At 40.8% G+C, this 20,981-nt stretch carries 20 protein-coding genes; 8 read left to right on the forward strand and 12 right to left on the reverse strand.

The genetic code is table 11. The annotated features are described in order from the left end of the window. Positions 1–24 precede the first annotated feature (24 nt). The 6 genes from G0029_RS15005 to G0029_RS15030 form a co-directional block, all read right to left on the reverse strand. Complete coding sequence (locus G0029_RS15005) at positions 25–561, reverse strand: F0F1 ATP synthase subunit delta (protein WP_078191476.1); 537 nt, start codon at positions 559–561, stop codon at positions 25–27. A 12-nt stretch (positions 562–573) separates the two neighbouring features. Next, positions 574–1,044 (reverse strand): F0F1 ATP synthase subunit B, encoded by a 471-nt coding sequence (locus tag G0029_RS15010; protein ID WP_078191477.1) that lies wholly within the window; start codon positions 1,042–1,044, stop codon positions 574–576. A 38-nt stretch (positions 1,045–1,082) separates the two neighbouring features. Then, positions 1,083–1,328: a F0F1 ATP synthase subunit C gene (gene atpE / locus G0029_RS15015; RefSeq protein WP_000424060.1), complete on the reverse strand. Its 246-nt coding sequence runs from the start codon at positions 1,326–1,328 to the stop codon at positions 1,083–1,085. An 84-nt stretch (positions 1,329–1,412) separates the two neighbouring features. After that, positions 1,413–2,288: a F0F1 ATP synthase subunit A gene (gene atpB / locus G0029_RS15020; RefSeq protein WP_078194024.1), complete on the reverse strand. Its 876-nt coding sequence runs from the start codon at positions 2,286–2,288 to the stop codon at positions 1,413–1,415. 102 nt (positions 2,289–2,390) lie between these two features. Next, positions 2,391–2,789, reverse strand: coding sequence for an ATP synthase subunit I (locus G0029_RS15025; RefSeq protein ID WP_078194025.1), 399 nt, complete (start codon positions 2,787–2,789; stop codon positions 2,391–2,393). 170 nt (positions 2,790–2,959) lie between these two features. Further along, positions 2,960–3,799, reverse strand: a complete 840-nt coding sequence (locus G0029_RS15030) for a metal ABC transporter solute-binding protein, Zn/Mn family (protein WP_180107643.1) — start codon at positions 3,797–3,799, stop codon at positions 2,960–2,962. A 139-nt stretch (positions 3,800–3,938) separates the two neighbouring features. Here G0029_RS15030 and G0029_RS15035 point away from each other — a divergent pair, with 139 nt between their 5' ends. Genes G0029_RS15035 through znuB form a run of 3 tightly spaced genes read left to right on the forward strand, consistent with a single transcriptional unit; the run spans position 3,939 to position 6,004 of the window. Continuing rightward, complete coding sequence (locus tag G0029_RS15035; RefSeq protein ID WP_180107644.1) at positions 3,939–4,436, forward strand: transcriptional repressor; 498 nt, start codon at positions 3,939–3,941, stop codon at positions 4,434–4,436. 2 nt (positions 4,437–4,438) lie between these two features. Then, entirely contained in the window at positions 4,439–5,200 is a 762-nt protein-coding gene (znuC, locus tag G0029_RS15040) for a zinc ABC transporter ATP-binding protein ZnuC (protein ID WP_373685036.1), read from the forward strand. A 3-nt stretch (positions 5,201–5,203) separates the two neighbouring features. Then, positions 5,204–6,004: a zinc ABC transporter permease subunit ZnuB gene (znuB, locus tag G0029_RS15045; RefSeq protein ID WP_078191483.1), complete on the forward strand. Its 801-nt coding sequence runs from the start codon at positions 5,204–5,206 to the stop codon at positions 6,002–6,004. A 108-nt stretch (positions 6,005–6,112) separates the two neighbouring features. Here the strand turns inward: znuB and G0029_RS15050 are convergent, their stop codons facing one another. Further along, complete coding sequence (locus G0029_RS15050) at positions 6,113–6,733, reverse strand: LysE family transporter (RefSeq protein ID WP_180095215.1); 621 nt, start codon at positions 6,731–6,733, stop codon at positions 6,113–6,115. Between the two features lie 159 nt (positions 6,734–6,892). On the opposite strand from G0029_RS15050, the gene G0029_RS15055 reads away from it, so the two are divergent. Beyond that, entirely contained in the window at positions 6,893–7,813 is a 921-nt protein-coding gene (locus tag G0029_RS15055) for a Dyp-type peroxidase (RefSeq protein ID WP_180107645.1), read from the forward strand. A gap of 47 nt (positions 7,814–7,860) precedes the next feature. Here the strand turns inward: G0029_RS15055 and G0029_RS15060 are convergent, their stop codons facing one another. From G0029_RS15060 to G0029_RS15070, 3 genes are read right to left on the reverse strand one after another with little or no spacing between them, the layout of a single operon-like run. After that, positions 7,861–8,571 (reverse strand): hypothetical protein, encoded by a 711-nt coding sequence (locus G0029_RS15060; RefSeq protein WP_180107646.1) that lies wholly within the window; start codon positions 8,569–8,571, stop codon positions 7,861–7,863. Positions 8,572–8,597: 26 nt separating this feature from the next. After that, positions 8,598–10,571, reverse strand: a complete 1,974-nt coding sequence (locus tag G0029_RS15065) for a peptidoglycan DD-metalloendopeptidase family protein (RefSeq protein WP_180107647.1) — start codon at positions 10,569–10,571, stop codon at positions 8,598–8,600. Positions 10,572–10,574: 3 nt separating this feature from the next. Then, entirely contained in the window at positions 10,575–13,883 is a 3,309-nt protein-coding gene (locus tag G0029_RS15070; RefSeq protein WP_180107648.1) for a type VI secretion system Vgr family protein, read from the reverse strand. A gap of 230 nt (positions 13,884–14,113) precedes the next feature. Between G0029_RS15070 and G0029_RS15075 the strand changes: the two genes are divergently transcribed. The 3 genes from G0029_RS15075 to G0029_RS15085 all read left to right on the forward strand — a co-directional run bounded on the left by G0029_RS15075 (position 14,114) and on the right by G0029_RS15085 (position 18,402). After that, positions 14,114–15,268: a methionine aminotransferase gene (locus G0029_RS15075; protein ID WP_180110234.1), complete on the forward strand. Its 1,155-nt coding sequence runs from the start codon at positions 14,114–14,116 to the stop codon at positions 15,266–15,268. 147 nt (positions 15,269–15,415) lie between these two features. Continuing rightward, positions 15,416–16,783 (forward strand): MATE family efflux transporter, encoded by a 1,368-nt coding sequence (locus G0029_RS15080; protein ID WP_180035133.1) that lies wholly within the window; start codon positions 15,416–15,418, stop codon positions 16,781–16,783. A 254-nt stretch (positions 16,784–17,037) separates the two neighbouring features. Beyond that, the gene (locus G0029_RS15085; RefSeq protein WP_180110235.1) at positions 17,038–18,402 is read left to right on the forward strand and encodes an LLM class flavin-dependent oxidoreductase; all 1,365 of its coding nucleotides are present in this window, start codon (positions 17,038–17,040) and stop codon (positions 18,400–18,402) included. A gap of 165 nt (positions 18,403–18,567) precedes the next feature. Here G0029_RS15085 and G0029_RS15090 read toward each other — a convergent pair whose 3' ends face one another. Both G0029_RS15090 and G0029_RS15095 read right to left on the reverse strand, forming a co-directional pair. Continuing rightward, positions 18,568–19,392 (reverse strand): ABC transporter ATP-binding protein, encoded by an 825-nt coding sequence (locus G0029_RS15090; RefSeq protein ID WP_180110236.1) that lies wholly within the window; start codon positions 19,390–19,392, stop codon positions 18,568–18,570. A gap of 45 nt (positions 19,393–19,437) precedes the next feature. After that, entirely contained in the window at positions 19,438–19,653 is a 216-nt protein-coding gene (locus tag G0029_RS15095; protein ID WP_067765474.1) for a TOBE domain-containing protein, read from the reverse strand. A 230-nt stretch (positions 19,654–19,883) separates the two neighbouring features. Between G0029_RS15095 and G0029_RS15100 the strand changes: the two genes are divergently transcribed. Then, entirely contained in the window at positions 19,884–20,978 is a 1,095-nt protein-coding gene (locus tag G0029_RS15100; RefSeq protein WP_180110237.1) for a sigma-54 interaction domain-containing protein, read from the forward strand. Positions 20,979–20,981: the final 3 nt, after the last annotated feature.

Genomic DNA, 20,981 nt, shown 5'->3' on the forward strand with positions numbered 1-20,981 from the left:
TTTTAAAGTTCAGTCTTCAAGCTGTTAAGCAAGAAGACGAGTCCGCATTTTTTCAAGCTTGTTAAGCGCAGAATCATCTATCACTTGGTCGCCTGCACGAATAACTACACCCGCGATTAACGCTGGGTTAACTTCTACTGAAACATTTACGGCAGCTTCGAATTTTTTCTCTAATGCATGCGCAAGTAATTGTTCTTGTACAGAAGTCAATGGGAATGCAGATTCAATCACTACATCCACAGTATTGTTATTCTGTGATTTGAGCTGTTCGTATTCTTCTGAAATTTCAGGAAGAAGTGCCAGACGGTCATTATCAGCAAGCAATGTCAAAAAGTTTGACACTGCTGCAGTCTGGTCTTCACCTAAAACTTTTGCGAAAACACTTACCTGCTCAGCAGGAGTAAGCTCAGGGCGATTTAGATAAGCTGAAAATGCTTCGTCTTGCACCGCAGCACTGAGCAAGTTTAATGCATTTGACCAAGCGTCAGTTGCATTTTGCTCAGAAGCGTAAGCAAATGCTGCTTTAGCGTATGGGCGTGCCAACGTCAAGAGTTCAGCCATAATCCGCCTCTCTTAAAGTTTAGCAGCCAGCTGAGTCAGCATGGCATTGTGAGCTTCTGCGTCAACTTGCTGGTTCAGAATTTTTTCTGCGCCAGTAACTGCAAGAGCAGCAACTTGTTGACGTAATTCTTCGCGAGCAGCATTGATTTCAGTATCAACAGCTTCTTTAGCTTGTTGACGAATACGCTCACCTTCAGCCGCAGCTTGAGTACGCGCTTCTTCTACCAATTGCGCACCACGACGGTTCGCTTGTTCGATCAATTGAGCCGCTTGTGCTTTAGCCGCATCTAATTCAGCTTTCACTTGTGCTTGCGCATCCGCAAGGTCAGCTTTCGCTTTTTCAGCAGCGTTTAAGCCATCAGCGATTTTACGCTGACGCTCACTAATCGCATTGATTAGTGGTGGCCAAACAAATTTCATGCAGAATGCGACAAAAATCGCAAAAGCAATCGCTTGGCCAATCAATGTGAGGTTGATATTCATTGCTATTCCTCAATAGTTTAATTTAGGAATTAAGCTGATTAACCTACAAATGGATTAGCGAAGATGAAGAACAAGCCAATACCAACACCGATCATAGGCACAGCATCAAGAAGACCCGCGATTAAGAACATACGAGTTTGAAGTTGTGGAGCCAATTCTGGTTGACGAGCAACAGCTTCTAAGAAACGGCCGCCTAGAAGACCAAAACCAATCGCAGTACCTAAAGCACCAAAAGCGATCAAGATAGCAGATGCAATTGCAACTAGACCTAAAGTGAGTTCCATGATAATTCCTCAGAGGTTAGGTTTATACCAAATTAAGTTAAAAAATTGTGTGCCCAACCACCCTTTGACAGTTGAGCAATACCATTAATGCTTTTCGCTAGCCATACTCATATATACGATAGTCAACATCATGAAAATGAATGCTTGTAACGTAATAACAAGAATATGGAAGATCGCCCAAGGCACAGACAACGCCCACTGGATCCAGAACGGTAGTAATGCGATCAAGATGAAGATCAACTCACCCGCATACATGTTACCGAACAGTCGTAGAGCCAATGAGATTGGACGTGCAATAAAAGTTACTAATTCAAGAATAATGTTTACTGGAATAAGTAATGCTTTTAAAACTGGGTTACTTGGGTTAAATGGGTTAAGTGCAAATTCTGCACCGAATCCGACAAGACCTTTCTCACGGATACTATAGAAAATAGTTAACGCAAATACTGACAATGCCATACCAAGGGTAATGTTAGGATCAGTAGATGGAACGATTTTGAAGTAAACGTGGTGAGGATCCATACCAAACACGTTAGCACCGATCAATTGAGCTGTATAAGGAATCCAGTCAACAGGGATCAAGTCCATCAAGTTCATGAGGAAAATCCACACGAAGATGGTCAGCGCTAACGGCGCGATTAAGCGCGATTTGCCATGGAAAGTGTCACGGACACTTGAGTCAACGAACTCGATAATCATTTCGATTGCAGACTGGAACTTGGTCGGAACACCAGAGTTTGCAGCTTTCGCTACAACCCAGAACAACAAACAGAAAACAATACCAAGGCCGATAGACCAACCCATTGAATCCAAGTGAATAGCAGTGAACCCCATCTCTTGAGCTTCTTTAGCAGTCTCAGCTAACTTCCAAGTACCATCTGGCATTTTGCCATAGGTCATGTTAGTCAAGTGATGCTGAATGTACTCGGTCGAAGTAAGGGCATGTTCTTCAGCAGCCATAAATCACACCTGGTCAATGTCAAAACTAATAGAGAAAACGAATATCGCGTGCTGCCTGATATCTCGTTACTCTCCAAAAAACTTTTCAATTTTTTGTTGTGTTTATACTCGTTTTTTTAAGCGTGTTGCCCAAAAAGGAGCGACCCACGACATACTTTGTACGAGCATAAAACCACAAAACAATGCCACCGCTGACAACGGTTTGACATTGATCAAAATCAAAATGAATCCAACAATCACGATTGCAAACTTGCCCATTAAGCCACGATACATGTTTGACAGCACCTGTTTAGAGGCACGGGCACCAGCCGCACGAAACGACTGCCATGAAAAGTAGCTACTTGCTAGCCAGCATACCAACGCACCCAAAGCTGCACTATATGCTGTGATTGTGTCTTTAAGGACCCAACCAATCAGGGCTGAAACAGGAATCATTACTGCTTGTAAGATGACTAAAGCTTTCGCTAATCGTCGATCAATCATGCGACTAGTTCGACTCATTTTTGTTCACTCACAGCAATTCTGCTTGACAAGTTTAACTGATGATTATTTTTAATCGCAGGCATTATAGAGTTACACCCCTTAACTTGCAATCTTTTCCCGACCTTAGTCGTGTTTTTTTAAATTGGTAAACTGCTTTCAAACTAATCAATAGTTGTTTGTTTTTTACATTACTTTCGCGCATTTAGTGTGCACTTAAGGGTTTTATCAGCCAACTTCTTCCATGCTGTTACAAAATCCCCTGCCCCACTCATGGTTTCGTCAACAGGTTGAAAGATGATACCACCGAGCTTTTGATACTGATTTTGACTGGCATGTGCTTCTGCAAGTAAGCATACTTTTGGCTGTGCACGATGGTCTTTCAGGTATTTGATTTGTGCCAATGTCGGCGCGACATGTGGATCATCTGTCAACGCACCGGTAAATTTCAAATTCAGTGATCGCTCAAGATATTGATAGGCATCGTGGTAGGACCAGTAAGGCTGAGCACGGCTCGACACATCTGTTTTTTGGGCTGTGATCAAGAGTTTCTGCGCAAATGCACGCGCATTAGCCCAATATTTTTCACGATGTTCTGGAAACTGTTGTGAACGTAAAGCAGCAATAAAAAAGCCGATTCGAACTGCATTGTTAGGTTCAAGCCAGACATGTGTATCGATTGTGCCTTTTAATGCATTGCCACGAACATCCCGTAATGGCAAAGCACTGATAATGCCTGAGTCTAAAATAGCGATACTTTTGCCACTTTCACCTAACATTTTTGCTAAAGGTGCTTCGTGTGCATGGCCTAACCATAAAACGAGATTGGCATCTTGCACGGTTTTACGGTGCGCAGGCGTCAAACTCACATCATGTCCAGATTGATGGTCAAGCAATAGTTTTGGCTGCTCTACACCCTTGAGTACATCCTTCGCGATTAGATAAATCGGTTGTGTAGAAACAACGAGGCCTTGCGCCCAGCTCATCACACTAAATAAAGCCAAACTACAAAAAAGAATTACACGGGACATGGGGAGAGAGCACCATAAAATGAATAGTGTTATAATATAACAAAATCGTAAAAAAACCTACGTCTGTTCGTAAGTCCTTACGCTTCATGTTAAGATTTAAAGTCTTTTTCTTTATACAGTTTCGTACTCGAGGTTGGCTATGAGCGCATGTTCACACGAACATCATAATGCTTTGCATGGTGTACACGATCATCATAATGTCGAACAGCGCCTTGCTGAAGCTGAGAGTCTCTGTAGTGCGACGGGTGCTCGACTTACGCCCTTGCGTAAAGAAGTATTGGAACTAATCTTAAATGCAACAGGACCAATGGGCGCTTATGACCTTTTGGCTAAAATCAAAAGTGAGTCTGACCGACCTGCAGCGCCGCCGACAGTGTACCGTACGCTGGATTTTCTGCTTGAAAAAGGTTTTATTCACCGTCTGACTTCGATTAATGCGTACATCCCGTGTTGCCATCCGCGCGAAGGACATCAAGCAGCATTTCTGATTTGCACAGACTGTAAAATAGTCAAAGAAGCATCTGCTCAAGGCTTGATGGCGCAACTCGATGAATTGTCTGCATCCGATGGCTTTACTGCACATCACAGTATTATTGAAATTTCAGGGATCTGTCAGCAGTGCCGCAGCAAACACTAAATATGAAGCCCATTGTGGCTTTAGAGCATGTTCATGTCCGAATCGATGAACGTGACATTTTAAAAAATGTAGATTTCGCCTTACACGAAAAAGAAATTGTCACATTGATTGGTCCCAATGGTGCAGGCAAATCCACGCTAATCAAAGTGTTGTTGGGTATTGTAAAACCTGTATCTGGCAAAGTGATCAGCACACAAAAATTAAAATTCTCATATGTGCCACAAAAATTTAATCCATCACACAGCTTACCGCTACGTGTGTGTGATTTATTGGCCCTAGAAAAATGTGATTCCAATATCAAGCAAGAAATTATTCGTGATACAGGCATTGCCAAGTTACAACAATCTAAAGTTCAGCAATTGTCGGGCGGCGAACGTCAACGTGTATTGATTGCACGGGCTTTATTGCGCCAACCGAATGTATTGGTTTTGGATGAACCCATGCAAGGTCTGGATATCCAGTCTGAAGCAGAACTGTATGACTACGTGCGTAGCTTGCCAGAAAAATATGGCTGTGCAGTTTTGATGGTTTCTCATGACTTACAGTGGGTCATGCAAGGAACACATCGTGTGGTTTGCCTGAACAAACATATTTGTTGCAGTGGCTTGCCTGAAAATGTGCAGCAACATCCTGAATATCAAGCGATCTTTGGAACAAATCGTGTGTTCTATCAACACCATCATGATCACTGTGCGCATGGCGATAGTGCAACGCCTTGCCAGCACGACTCTCGTCCCCATATTCACCCTGAACCGGAAGCATAATCCATGATGGAATGGCTACAACTCCTTTTGCCAGCATGGATCATGGGCACTTTGCTGGTGTTCCTAACTGCACCCCTCGGCTGTTTGATGCTATGGCGTCGCATGTCTTTTTTTGCGGATACCATGGCACATGGCACTTTACTCGGTGTCGCCATTGCCGGTGCAATGAGTCTACCGCTTTGGACAGGCGTTACATTGATTGCGCTCTTATTGGTTGCAATCTTATGGGTGTTACACGACCCTCGCTTGCCCAATGACGCCTTGCTCGCGCTATGTTCAGCAACACTCCTGTGCTCTGGCTTACTCTTCATACAACATTTGCCCAGCTTAAGACCTGAATTACTCAGCTATTTATTTGGTGATTTACTCACCATTTCTTGGTCAGATTTGCCTGTCTTTGCAGTGGTGATCATTGTGGCACTGACCGTGCTGTATAAAAGTTGGCAATCTCAAATTCAGATTGCCATTGACCCCGATATTGCGGTCAGTGAAGGTGTCAGTGCCAAATGGCAACGTCTGATTTTTATGTTATTACTGGCATTATTTACCGTATTGGCTTTACGTGCTGTCGGCTCATTGCTGATGGGTGCATTGTTAGTGATTCCTGCATTAACCGCTCGTTTATTGGCAAATTCCCCGAAACAAATGGTGCTGTGGTCTTTCATCATTGCCCAAGTCGGTGTGACCGTGGGGTTATGGTCAAGTGCTGGTTTAAACACCTCTACAGGACTGACTATTGTATTAACCATGGCGCTGCTCTTTGCCCTAATTTTTATTATGCAAAAATTTAAGAAAGTCGCTTGAGTAGCACCGTTCATTGTTCAATTCGCGACATATCAAAATGAAAAAGCCATGCAACTGCATGGCTTTTTTTGCACGTCAAATACGATGCTCAGAATCATCTAACTGGATTTATTGATGCACCAAACTCAATAAGCTCGCCGCACAAGCAAATAATACCGCAAAGGTTCGATTCAAATATTTTTGTTGTTTGGGTGATTTTAATAATCGCAGTACTTTTGCAGCGAGACCGGTATACCCCGCCATGACAATCAGATCGATGCTAATCATCGTTGCAGCCATGATGACATATTGAATCCATTGCGGTTTGGATAAATCTAAAAACTGCGGCAAAACTGCCAACAAAAATACAATCGCTTTAGGATTGCTCATATTGACCAAAAAGCCATGTAAAATTAATTTTGAACGTGATTTATTTGGTAAATTTTGTTGGATTTCAATTGACTCAATTGGCGCTGTCCACTGTAAATAAGCCAAATACAATAAATAGACCACTCCAAACCATTTCACGATCAGAAAAGCCCATGGTGTCGTCGCAAATAAGACCCCTGCCCCAGCTGCAACAATGGCGATCTGAACCAAAAGTGCCAATTGCAGGCCGACTGCATTCCAATACCCATGCTTAAACCCATAATTCAAACCACTCGACATAGACGCAATTGCACCTGCACCTGGGGAAACACTAATTACCCAACATGCCAACATATATGCAATCCAGATTTGATAGGACATCATTAGCTCAAGTTTGAAATGGGTCTGTATTATATGACATTTACTCTATTTTCATGACAATAATGCACGCCAAAAGGCCAAATGAAGGCTACACTCTCAGCGCTGCTTAAGGCACAATATACACAGCCACTCAGAAATTATAATTTTTAGGAGCCATGAATGTCTGCTCAATCTGTAATTTTGCCATTACCCTCAGATCATGCTCGTTTTATTGTTTTACGTTTAAAAGATTTAACGATTAGCGAATTAAAAGAACAACTTGAAGACTTATTGAATACTCGTGATCGTCTGATTACCCAACATCCTAATGCACAGATTAAAACAGCTGTGGCTTTTGGACCTGAACTTTGGGCACAACTTTACAGTCAAGCTCCGGCAGGCTTTAAACAACTTGATCCAATTCAAGGTTCATTTAACATGCCTGTAGCCCCAGCAGATGTACTGATTCACATTGCAGCACAGCGTACAGATATTTGCTTTGCTTTAAGCCAAGCTTTCTTTGATGGCATTCAAGATAAAGTTGAGGTTTTAGATGAGCGTGTTTGCTTCCGTAATTTCGATGGCCGTGACTTAACTGGTTTTATTGATGGTACTGAAAACCCTCAATTTCCAGATGACCGTGCTGAAACAGCATTATTAGCAGAAGATGCGGGTATTTTTGCTGATGGTTCTTTTGTCTTTGCACAGCGTTATGCACATAACTTAGATAAATGGAAAAAGTTAAAGGTAGATGCTCAGGAACATGTCATTGGGCGTACCAAACTTGAATCGATTGAGTTGGATGAAGACGAACAACCTGAAAACTCACATATATCACGTACCGTTGTTGAAGATGGTGAGGGTGAAGAACTCGCAATTTTGCGTCATTCATTGCCTTATGGCGATGGCCGCGGTGACCAAGGTTTGTTCTTTATTGCTTATACCAATGACCTCAGTATTATCGACAGCATGCTGGTTCGCATGTTCGGTACTAGCGGTGACGGCATTCACGACCGCTTACTACATTTTGTAACGCCAATGGACGGAGCGTATTACTTTGCGCCGAGTGAAGAGTTGTTGGAAGAAATTTTAGAAGGGTAAATTTTGAAAATGCAAAGAGTAGATTTTCCTACTCTTTGCAACAAAATTTATTTATTCATAGTACTTAATTCTGCAGTGGAAAGACCAATATTTTCACACCCCTGCGTAGCTGAAACACATTTTAACGTATTACTTAAATCAACTTTAAAGACACTCGATTTACCACCTTGTGCATATTTTATATTTGCTAAATATGTAAAAATTCCTTTTTTAGAATTAAACGTAAATTGATCTCCTTGCAACAAATCCACCCCTTTACCATCAGCATTGTTATCTTCTGAAGCTAAAACAGGAATTGTTAAGAAATTGTTGCTATTAAAATTATAAACGAAAGTATTAACAATAAAGCTTCTAAAAGGCGTTTTTACATAATCAATATTAAAATCCTCTCGAACACGAAATGCCACAATATTTTTATCACGATATAAGATATTTATATCAACATTAGATTTTAATGGAACTGTTGACTTATAAACATCGAAGACTTTATTTTGATTAAAAATTTGTACTCCAAATTTTTTCAATGTGTACTTTCTCCCATTTTTATTTTTATCAACATCACCAAAATCAATTAATCTTATTTTTTTATTAGTAGAAACTATACTATATGTTCCATATTTATCTATAAAATCGATAGGTGATTTTATTTGTATAGCTTCTTGAGTTGGATCATTCCAACTATTATTTATTTTTGCATATCCACATCCAAAAAAAGAATTAATAATTAAAAATAAGGAAATTGTTTTTATATATTTCATATTATGCCTTTTAGGGGTTAGTCGAACTAATAAGGTAAATTTGCATTAATAAAAGGTATTGGATCAATTCTCCCGGTTAAACCAATCCCTAATAATGGAGCACTCCTTGCTTCAAAATGTAAATGGGCACCATTTGCTATCGTTGTCATCTTATTAGCATTACCAGTAGCACCCGACTTTCCAATGACTTCTCCAACATCTACAGGATCATTTTTATCTACATTAATAGCTGACAAATGTGCATAAAAAAAGTACACATACTTACTTCCTGCTATATTTTTTTTAGCATATTTTTTTTGTTTATCCGGTAAATCATCGATATCTACTTTCAAAACAATTACTCTACCATAAGCCCCTCCTGTATCCATAGCTGCAACTATTATTCCACTACTAACAGCGTAAATGCTCGTACCAGGATTAGCCTGTAAATCCACGCCTTGATGATTTTTAGTTCCATTATTCCTAACTTTACCAAAAGTTGCTCCTTTTGCATTTGCTAAGCCAGCAGTTCTTAATTTACATACAGCTAATGGATCATGCCAACCTTCAGCACCTCCAACTGAAGCTTGTTCATTTTTTTTGGAATTTAGATCACCAATAGATTCTTCTTTTTTATCTGGAGTAATTTTAGGCTCAGGTGATGAAATAGGAGCACCATTTAATAATTTTATAGTTTCATCCATGCTTAAATTAATACCAGAGGTTTTACTTTTATCTACAACATATTGATATATATTAATATGACCATCAATGTAGTTTCTTAACCACGCTCCATAAGCTTGTTTTGCATTTTTATACCTTCTAAGAAAACTTGTTGCTTGTTTTTCCCCATTCTTTCCGAATTGTATAAACAATAGTTTATGAGCTCTATCTTCTGTTAAATTATTTAAAACAAATTTTTTCCCTCCAGAAGATCCCTCATGATGTAATAGATATGCAAATTTTGCCATGGAACTTGGCTCTGTCAAATTTTGGTAGGGTAGTCCAGAAGCTTTAAAATTATTTATCGCGTATGCTGCAGCAGCATCAATGGCCATCTCTGCATTAAATCTTAAATTTAATTTTTGTATTGTCGTTAACTTAGGATTCTTTTGTACATATTGTCCAACCAAAGAGTTTTGATTTTTGCACATCTCTATCCATGTTGCGTCTAGAAACTGCGTTAAGCCCGCAGCTGAACTTGAATTAGCCTTACTATTAACATCCCATTCACCTGTTTTTTTAAGCTTAGCTGCTTCAGCATCTATTACAGCAGCTAAAGCATGTGGTGTAAAACCATGTCTTTTAGCAGCACTAATGATGTATGGTCTATATTTATTATTAATTGGCTTCAACAGAAAATTATCTTCGGTGAATTGTGCAGCAACAATATGTGTACTATTGCCATTATCCGTTCTTTTTTGCTCTATTCGTTCACTAGGTATTTTTATATCTTCTTTTGCATTATTAATTCCAATCAAATCTCCTACACCATCAACGATTGGCTTACCCATTTTTTTTAAGTCATTAAGAATACTTTGAGTTGTATTCTGGGTTTGACCACTTTGAGCATGATGACTTCCTACTACTTTTATTTTTCTAGAAGTTAGTTTTAATACCTTCTTGCCAATTGGTAATTTTTTATGATCGGCTATTAAATCAAATACCCCTTTAATATTTTTATAATAGACTTTTAACCCCTTTGAATGATCATCTATAAAAATATTTTCAAAAATTCCATTTTCTGTCTTTCTTATTATTTTCCGACCATCAAACTCAAGTTGAAGTGTGGCATTTAGAATAGGGTTAAACCTTAAATCCAAAATAATTATTTTGATTTTTGTTTCATAAGAGTCCTCTTTATCGTCATGATTCAATAAAATTTTTTCACCAATTTTAATATTATGAATACTTTTTCCTTGTAAATTATTTATTTTTGCTAATTGACTTACAGTCGTTCCATTTTTTTTTGAAATTCCCCAAAGTGTATCACCTGCCTTAACAATATGTATGTTTGACATAATCTAATATTCCTCATTATTATTTAATTCTATTTGTAACCCATGATCTCCTATATCAAAATCATCTTCATTTTGTTCTTCGAATTGAGCTTCATCCTCAAATACTCCTGACCAATCATCAAACCCTATTAATGCACTATATTGTATGTTTTCATCCTTTATCGATAATTTACTTTTACCTTTTTTATCAGTAACTCCTTCCCATAAAATATCTTTATTTTTCGAATCAAACATTTGAATTTTTGCATTTTCTATTCCAAGTCCTGCTAGACTTGAAAATAGAAAATCGACAGCATAGGGGCCAGATTTAGGTAATTCAGGAATTAAATAGTCAACCATTCCTCCTCCCACAAAACTATGCTGCCCCGCCTTACTCTCAAACTTGCCACCTGTCGTGGTAAATATTCCACTGCCATTAATTTTCAGCTGTGAACCTCCTGCAGTCAGCACAATTTCTTTAGGACTGGTAATTTCAATTTTATCTTCTGTTGAAATGAGCTTAATCACCTTTCGTGCAATTGCTTCAATAGCATCATCTTGGGCTTGTAATTCAACTTTCCCTTTTGCGGCATAAGCACTCAGGCCCTTTTGAGCCGCAAACAGACTGATTTTGTCTTGTGCATGACCGACAATATTCTTTTGAGCACTGAAATTAATCGAACCTTGCGCACTTTCTGCAATATCCTGCGATGCTTGTAAAACAATATCTTCCGGTGTAGTGAGTGCAATACCATTAGGTGATGCAAGCAACATCAACGCTTGGCGGAATAATTTGCCTTGTTCTTGTTTTGCCGCTGTATTGGATTTTTCTAAACCTTGCGCATAACCTTCCATAAAGCCTTGTACTTTTTCTAATGCTTTTATGGGTGTCATCGCTGGTGGCAAACCAAAACCACCATTATTCAATAAATCATCAGGGTTAAATTTGATGTCTTCGATCAATTTGCCCACATCTTTTAATGCTTTTAATGGATCTTCTTTTAGGTTGCTTTTCAGACTTGCGACCCGCCCTTGAATCACATCTTTACCATTTTCTTCAATATGATCTATGACAGACTTTAAGTTATCAAAGGCATCTTCAGCATCATTAAAAAATGCTTTAAATTCTTTTACTGTACTTTTGACATCATGTGCGATTGAGCCCATTTCTTTGACAAAACTTTTGCAGTTTTTTAACGCTGCCAATGGGTCTCGACTTAGCTCCTCCTTGAACAAATTTAAAGTCGCTTTGACAGCTTCAGCAGTACTTTTGATTTCTAAAGAGTTTATTAACTTCGGCAAACGATTAATCACATTTAATGCATCGCTCTGCTGTTTTACGGCTAAGCCACTCAGCATATTCATGCTCTGATGCCCTTGATTTAAAAGCGACTGAGCTTCAGCAGCAGCAAGATGATCGGCAACTGCTTGATCCTGTGCATAGGTACTAATGAGTAAACCTTTACCTGCACGCATTGCCCCCCAAGCATCCGTTCGCAGCTCAAACCCCTCTCCACGGCCATGGCTACTGTCTTGTTCTTTAGGATGGCTGAGATTACCTAAATTCAGTTGTGTCGCTGCATGACTACTCTGTAATTGGGTACTGATCTGCCCCGTTGTGTCATCAAAGCGCAGTTGGTTAAAGCCTGCTCCCGCAACTTCTTGCGAGCGAATACCACTGAGTTTTTTGGTTTCAGGAAGCTGACCTTTGAGGTCAAACATGGTCTGAGATCGCTCAGCTTCATGTATTCGTCCTACTACAAAGGGTCGATCCACATCGCCCTCAAAAAAGTCAATGACCACAATCTCGCCAATACGAGGATGGAAACGTACCCCATAACCGTCACCCGCCCATGGGGTCAGTACATCGACCCAAGCTGAGTCACTGTCATTATCATTACTCCCTGCTCCACCATCATGACTGTGGTCATCACTGCGGGTGAACGTAAACCGAACTTTGATACGCCCCCAAGCATCGACATAAATACTTTCACCTTCTGGACCGACCACTTTAGCCCGCTGTGGAAACGCAGGTGGCCGGTGTAATAAAGGATCATATTCAGGAACAACAGAAATTTGCCGACGGACCACATACAGCTCGTTGGCCTGCCGTTCATCCCCTAAAGATAGCCAACGGCTCGCAGCAAGTAACTTTTCTAATTGAACCAAAATGTCTTTGGGTAAATTATTTTGGTTATAAAATGCTTTGCCTAGTATGAGAAATTCACGATCTGTCGTTTGATGTTGATCGATTTCAGGATGATTTTCTAATTCAAACCAATACCCAACTTGTGCATCCCTTACGCTACTGCTGGCGGTAAAATATTTGGCTTGTAATTCCTGATATTGATTGAGTTGCCGATTCAACTGATCCAATTGCTGTGTATTTGAAGTGGTCGCCTGATCTGCACCTTTGAGGTCGGTTGTCCAAGCCGAACTCATGGTCCACGCCTGCTCTAAACTTAAGGTTTCATTGTGCTGTTGCTCACTTTGTGCATGGGCGCTTAAGAGCGGATTACTTTGGTCTTGTGCCAAATGTTGAGCTTGCCAACGCTGCGTTTGAATCGTGGTCGATTGTAAAAAGCGTTCTGCCACAAAACTGGTGATCGTGTCTAAACGTTCCGTGGCATGACTCCGATGAAAGCGAATTTTTTTCCGCTCTAAAGCACTATAAGCCTGATTCGTATCAATTAAACGCAGCCGCTGTGCTTGCATTGGTGCAGCCGAAAATGCGACAAATAACTCAGCTTCATCAATTAACCAATTGATCCCTTCACTGCGCCAAAGGCGAGTCAAAAATGCATAATCACTTTCATTCGCCTGCATGGTGAATGGACGTACATCATAAGTACGTGCCAGCCCCTCTAAGTTCAAGCTTAAACTGGCAGCAAACAACGCACTTTTTTTCTGCCATTCACTAAAAATAATCTCGGTCATCTCCCCTACCGATTTATTCATAAAGACACGGCTGTTACGACGCTTATGCCAGAGTGCTGTGGCATCCTCAATCACCAGCTTATAAACCGTCAATGCACCATCACTTTGACCTTGGCTTGCGCCGGTAATCACCCCAGTCAGGCGACTGAGTTGTCCCAAATCTGTCACTTGATCGACAGCCACTCGGCCACCGATAAACTGCTTTAAAGCAAGATGAGCATTGGTCGAGAGACAAATAATTTCCGCACGAAAGCCTTGATTGATACGGTGTTGACCTTCAATCCGTTGAATAAAAACTTCAGAATTTAGGTGTTCATTTGAGAAATGAATGTGTAGCGCACGTTTCTGTACGCTAAAGCCAAAGTTTTCCACCATGGCGTGAATATTTTTAAGCATTGTTATTATGTATTTAATTTTTTTAATGACGGCATTTTAGGAAATGATTATTTTTTCGTCTACCCCATTTTGCAAATAATTTGTTGAATTCTTCTTTTTGGCTTTTGCAACACTTTAGTATTCAAGTGAATAGGATCATCAATGCAGGATCAATTTTACGGATCTAACTTTTCGCAGTCGCTGAGATGCTGCTACACTCAAAATGCAATCTATAAAAAATTTTAAGCTCCATGATCACAATTGAATCCAAACTGCCTGCCCAAGGTGTGACTATTTTTAGCGTTATGAGTGCAATGGCGCAGCGTCTAAATGCACTGAACTTATCTCAAGGTTTTCCTGATTTTCCTGCACCTCCAGCACTGTTAAATGCGCTAAGTGATGCGACGCAACATGGTTTTAACCAATATGCACCCGGCGATGGACTGATGCATTTGCGTGAGCAATTGGTCCAACTGTTTGCTCATCGAGACCAATTAAATATTGACCCTCACACCGAAGTCACCATTACCCCGGGTGCAACCATTGGTATTTTTAGTGCCATTCAAGCTGTGGTTCATGCGGGTGACGAAGTGATTATTTTTGATCCGAGCTATGACAGTTATGCGCCCAGTGTAAAATTGGTTGGGGCTCATCCCATTCACATTGCCTTAGAGACGCCCCATTTTACTGTGGATTGGAATCGTGTTGCCGCTGCGATTAACGATAAAACCCGGATGATTATTGTCAATACACCGCATAATCCAACAGGTGCTGTTTGGGGGCGTGAGGACTGGCTCAACTTGATCGAACTGATTCGAGATAAAAATATTATTGTGCTGTCGGATGAGGTCTATGAGCATTTAATTTTTGATGGTCGTCAGCATCTATCTGCTTTGTCATTTCCTGAGCTGCGTGAACGCAGTTTTGTCGTGGGCTCATTTGGTAAAACCTTTCACGTCACAGGTTGGAAAACCGGTTATTGCATTGTAGCGCCAGCCTTGATGCAAGTGTTTCGCCAAATCTATCAATTTGCCAATTTCTGTGGAGTTACGCCCGTACAAATGGCATTGGCTAACTTTATGGCAGAACATCCTGAGCACATTGCTGAATTGGCCGATTTTTACCAAGCCAAGCGTGACCGTTTCAATGCGGGCTTAAGCTACTCTAGATTTGAGTTGATTCCGTCCGCAGGCACCTATTTCCAAAACCTAGATTACAGTGGCATACGCCCAGATTTAAGCGATGTGGAAATGTGTCAGTTGTTAGCAGAACAACATAAAATCGTGGCGATTCCTGTCTCGGTATTCTATCAAAAACCGCCGGAAAATTTACGATTATTACGCTTCTGTTTTGCCAAACAAGATGCCACCTTAGATCGAGCTACAGAGATTCTCTCCGCGGTTTAAAGCCGTATCTGCCCAAACGTTTTTTTAAAACAGACATGTAGAAATAATGAAGCCTTGGTTACTCAAAAACTAAGGCTTTTTTGAATGCCAACATGATAGTGTTATCAGTAACTTAAAATCATAAAAAGCCGCGTCTAGGACCTGAGCATGTCAAAACAACAGTCCCTCGTTACTCAGCAAAATTTATGGAAAACGTTTTTAGTTTTTCTGGTGCCTTTGATCGCCACCAATATTTTGCAGAATTTATCTGGGACCATTAACACCGTTTTTGTCGGTCAGATGCTTGGGGTGCATGCCATTGCAGCCGTTGCGGTATTTTTCCCGATCTTGTTCTGTTTAATGGCTTTTGTGATTGGACTCTCGGCAGGTGCAACCGTGTTGGTGGGGCAAGCTTGGGGCGCGCAGAATCTTGAAAAAGTTCGTACTGTGGTGGGTTCCACCCTTTTTATGACCTTGATTGGTGGCAGCATTATTGCCTTTTTAGGGGTTATATTTGCCAAGCCCATTTTATTGGCTTTAGGCACAGCCCCAGACGTGATGCATTTATCTTTGCCTTATGTGCAATGGATGCTTGCGGGTAGTCCACTACTCTTTATTTATATTATTTACACCTCGATTTTGCGTGGGGTCGGTGACAGTACAACACCGCTGATTGCGTCAGGTATGACCATTGGTTCAGGGCTGATCATTACACCAGTACTAATTGCAGGAAAATTTGGATTTCCAAGTTTAGGTATTATTGCCCCTGCCATTGCCAGTCATATCGGCTTTTTAATTGCCTTGGTATTTTTATATTTCTACTTAAAAAAGAAAGATCACCCGCTCAAACTCGACTTCGAGTTGATTCGTCATATTCGCCATCAACATGATCTCAGCAAAATTATCTTAAAACTAGGCATTCCTACGGGTATTCAGATGGTCACGACCTCTGTGGCTGGTCTCGTGATTGTCGGTTTAGTTAACCGCCATGGTGCTGATGCTACTGCTGCATATGGCGCGGTCAATCAGGTTTTGAACTATATCCAATTCCCGGCCTTGTCCATCGCGATTGCGGCTTCTATTTTTGCAGCACAAGCCATCGGTTCAGGTCAATCTGAACTAATTAATCGCGTGAAACGTACGGCCATCGGGATGAATTTCATTATTACTGGTATCTTGGTGGCATTGGGCTATTTGTTCTCTAAATATTTAATGGCGCTGTTTATTACAGATCCTGAAGTTGTGGTTCTCGGTCAAGAATTGCTGTTCATTGTGCTTTGGTCGATTTTATTTTTTGGTGCCAGTGCGATTTTTGCTTCCATTATGCGGGCCAGTGGAACGGTGACCGTGCCGATGATTATTAATATTATGGCGATTATTTGCATTGAAGTGCCGTGTGCCTACCTATTCAGTGAATGGTGGGGCTTAAAAGGCATTTGGTATGCCTATGCCTTGGCCTTTGTCAGCTTATGTATTTTACAAGGGCTGTATTACCAACTGGTATGGAGACGAAAAGCCATCAAAGTATTGCTATAAGGCTCGCTAATAGCGTTCAATGCCAATCCGCAGCTTTGCATCTCAATATGGAAAATCTTGTACGGATCCATGCATAAAGTTTGCCGTTAAACTGCTGTTTATTTTTCAACATTTGGTTTTATATCCTGTTGATTTATCTACACCTAGAACCAATTAAAATTAAAAATTGCATATTTTCAAACAATTACGGTTTGGCATAGATTTTGTTCTTATCCCTTTTATCTTTTAAGAATAATTGGGATGAGAAATTTTTTATGTCTAAACGTCAAATAAAGCTTGGGGCTTTTATTCCAACCACCTCACAGCATGTCGCGGGTTGGCGTCATCCCGAATCTCGCCCACAAGATCATCTCAATATTGATTATGCAATTGAACTGGCAAAAACCGCAGAACGTGGTCTATTCGATGCCTACTTTCTTGCCGATGGTCTGTCTGTCCGTTGGAGTTCTGCTGTCGAAGGTGAGAAAGGTTTGGGCGATAAAGGCGTCGGCTTTGAACCTGTTACATTGTTTGCTGCACTGTCGGCTGTGACGCAAAATATAGGCTTTATTGCCACAGCATCCACGACTTATGAAGACCCTTACATTTTGGCGCGTAAATTTGCTTCTTTAGATCATATTTCTAAAGGTCGTGCTGCGTGGAATGTGGTAACGACAGCCTCTGCCGATGCCGCAAAAAACTTTAACATTCAGCAGCACCCTGAACCCAAAGAGCGTTACGAACGTGCCGATGAATTTATTGAGGTGACTCAAAAACTTTGGGACTCATGGGAGGATGATACCTTCCATTACAACAAAGAAACTGGGCAATTTTTTGATGCCCGAAAACAACATCAGCCCAATCATCAGGGCCAATACTATCAGGTACTGGGTGCTCTCAACGTCTCTCGCCCACCGCAAGGCTATCCGGTGATTGTTCAAGCTGGGCAATCTGAAGATGGTCGTGAACTAGCCGGTAAATATGCCGAAGTGATTTTTACAGCACAGCAGAACTTAGCAGATGCGCAAGCCTTTTATCGTGATGTCAAAAACCGCTTAGTGAAATATGGCCGCCATGCAGATGACCTGAAAATTATGCCGGGGGTTTCGATTTTTGTTGCCAAGACAGAGCAAGAAGCCCAAGAAAAATATGACTTTTTAAATAGTTTAATTCACCCAGAAGTGGGTTTAAGTTTATTGTCTGCTTTGGCAGGTGGCATTAATCTGGCCAAATTTGATCTAGATGCCCCTTTCCCGAAAATAGAAGATGCAGACATTAATTTCTCCAGTCGTCAGCAAATGATGATTGATATTGCCCGGAAGCACAATTTTAGTATTCGTCAGCTCTATCAATATATCGCTTCAGCCCGTGGACATTGGACCTTGATTGGCACGCCTGAACAAGTCGTAGATCAACTGCAAGAATGGTTTGAGAATGACGCTGCCGATGGTTTTAATGTCCTACCGCCAACAACACCTGCGGGGTTAAATGATTTTGTCGATCTCATCGTTCCTGAACTGCAACGTCGCGGTCTATTCCGAACGGCTTATGAAGGCAAGACCTTACGAGAAAACTTAGGTTTAAAACGACCTGAAAACCAATATGTTTTAGAAAAAAGACATACCTCCCAAGCCTCATAAACCAACGTTTAATAAAACTGAAAAACAAATGCCCCAACTGGGGCATTTTTATGGACTGATATTAATCCAACTTAAGCGATGATCATACTGATCTATATTTGATAAGCCTAAAAAAAGCCCTGAATTCAGGGCTTTTACATTGTCTAGGTGATGGTCAATTCAGACTTACCATGCAAATTTATAATCGGCAAATCGATGAGATAAAGGTTCAAGCAACTGATCTTTTACTGGATCACTAAAGTCAGTCAAAATGTCATTTTTAATATTGGTCAGACGGACATCTTCGCGTTTACGCGGATGGGCTAAATGAATATCTACAATACGTTTAATTCGTCCCGGATGTGGCTGCATGACCACCACCCGATCACCCAAAAATACCGCTTCTTCGACATCATGGGTGACAATGATCATGGTGATTTTTTCACTTTGCCAGATTCGCTGTAATTCATCCTGTAAATTTTGCCGCGTCAACGCATCAAGTGCGCCAAAGGGTTCATCGAGCAGTAAAATCTGTGGTCGATTCACCAAACTCCGGGCAATCGCCACACGTTGATTCATCCCACCAGACAACTGCGAAGGATAAGCATCTTTAAATTGGGTTAATTTGACCAACTCTAAATGTTCATCAATCAATACATCTTCTTCTGCACGGCTAAACTGACTTTTATGTAATGCAATCCGTACATTTTCCCGTACCGTCAACCATGGAAACAGGCGATGATCTTGAAACACGATGCCGCGTTCCAAACTCGTGCCCTGTATAGGCTGACCATCAACCAAAATTTGGCCCTGAAACTGACGCTCTAGACCAACCAATAACCGTAATAGTGTGGATTTTCCGCAGCCACTACTTCCCACAATACTGATGAACTCACCCGGCTGAATATTCAGATTAATGTCCTCAAGTACGGTTAGGTCTTCTTGCTTTTGTGTGGGATAATGTTTCGTTAGCTGCTGAATAGAAACCGAACCAGCTTGTTCTAAGCTCATATCATTATTCTCTATTTGTGCTGACAAACTTTGCTGGACTAAACCTTAGAGTTTAGCCAGTGACACTTCCGTCGATTTAATTAACACCACCACCTCTGAACCTACTTTTAAGTCTAAATCCTTCACCGAACGCGTCGTGATCACGGACGTAAAAAAGCCTGCTTTGGTTTCCACATCAATTTCTGAAACCACTGGACCTTCTACGATTTCATTAATCACGCCTTTGAATTGGTTTCGCACATTTACTGAAGTAATCGCCATTTTAATTATGCCTTTTGTTATTAAGAGAGCTTTACTATAAAACAGTTCAATCACTTGCTATATCTTGATTTATCCTTTAGTTATCCCGATTTTATTTATCTTAAAATCAGATAAATAATCCATACATGAATTTATCGGTGAAACTGATATTTAAATATCGAATTATTATTTATCTTTTATTTTTAAATCTTTCATCATGATCTGCATTTTCAACAACTATAAGAAACGATATGTCTATTTTGACCCACCCTGCGGTGCCCTCTGCACTGAAACATAAACGGGCAACAGCGACGGTCTTTGCAGACCCGTTATCGCAAGCGTTGTTGTCTCGAATTGAACAAATTGCACCAAGTGAGGCCAATGCACTCATCATTGGTGATACGGGCACAGGTAAAGAGTTGGTTGCACGCCAAATTCATCAATTGAGCCATCGTGCCAAAGGTCCTTTTATCGCGGTGAACTGTGGCGCCTTTACCGAATCCTTGGTCGAAAGCGAACTATTTGGACATGAAAAAGGAGCGTTTACAGGGGCTATTAACAACCGTGTCGGTTGGTTTGAAGCAGCCCATAATGGCACCTTATTTTTAGATGAAATTGGTGATCTGTCCTTGCCGATGCAAGTCAAATTACTCCGTGTTTTACAAGAAAGAGAGATCGTTCGAGTCGGCTCCCTCAAATCCATTCCGATTAATGTTCGGATCATAGCCGCAACCAATGTCGATTTAGAGCATGCCGTACAAGACGGGCGTTTCAGGGAAGATTTATTCTACCGCTTACATGTGGCTTTGCTGCGCATTCCACGTCTCGCAGAGCGTCGTGGCGACATTTTGCCTTTGGTCAAACACTTCATTCAGGTCTATCAAACCAACCCACATGACACACCATTACGCCTCAGCCAACTGGCTCTCAAAAAACTCAGTTTACATAGTTGGCCGGGCAATATTCGCGAATTAGAAAATACCATTCAACATGCGATTTTAGTCAGTGAAAAAGGTGTGATTGAACCAGAAGATATTAGTTTTTCGAGTATTCAAAGTGCATCGTCGTTTTCGCGTGCAGAACCTTTTAACTTACAAAATGCCACCTCTGCTGTAGCCAACATCAAAGATATTCAAGATGCTGGACAGTTACTTGAGCAGACCTTTTTACAAATTTTTCAAGCCGCAAATCAACTTAAGCATGACAATATTAATGAGCTGATTGAAGAAAAATTTATCCGAAGTGCGTATCAGCACTGTCAATACAATCAAGTGCATACGGCTCGTTTGCTTGGAGTGACAAGGAACGTGATTCGCACTCGCCTAATTAAATATGGCTTATTATAAATA

It is taken from the genome of Acinetobacter sp. YH12138, from assembly GCF_015218525.1.
GTDB lineage: Bacteria > Pseudomonadota > Gammaproteobacteria > Pseudomonadales > Moraxellaceae > Acinetobacter > Acinetobacter amyesii.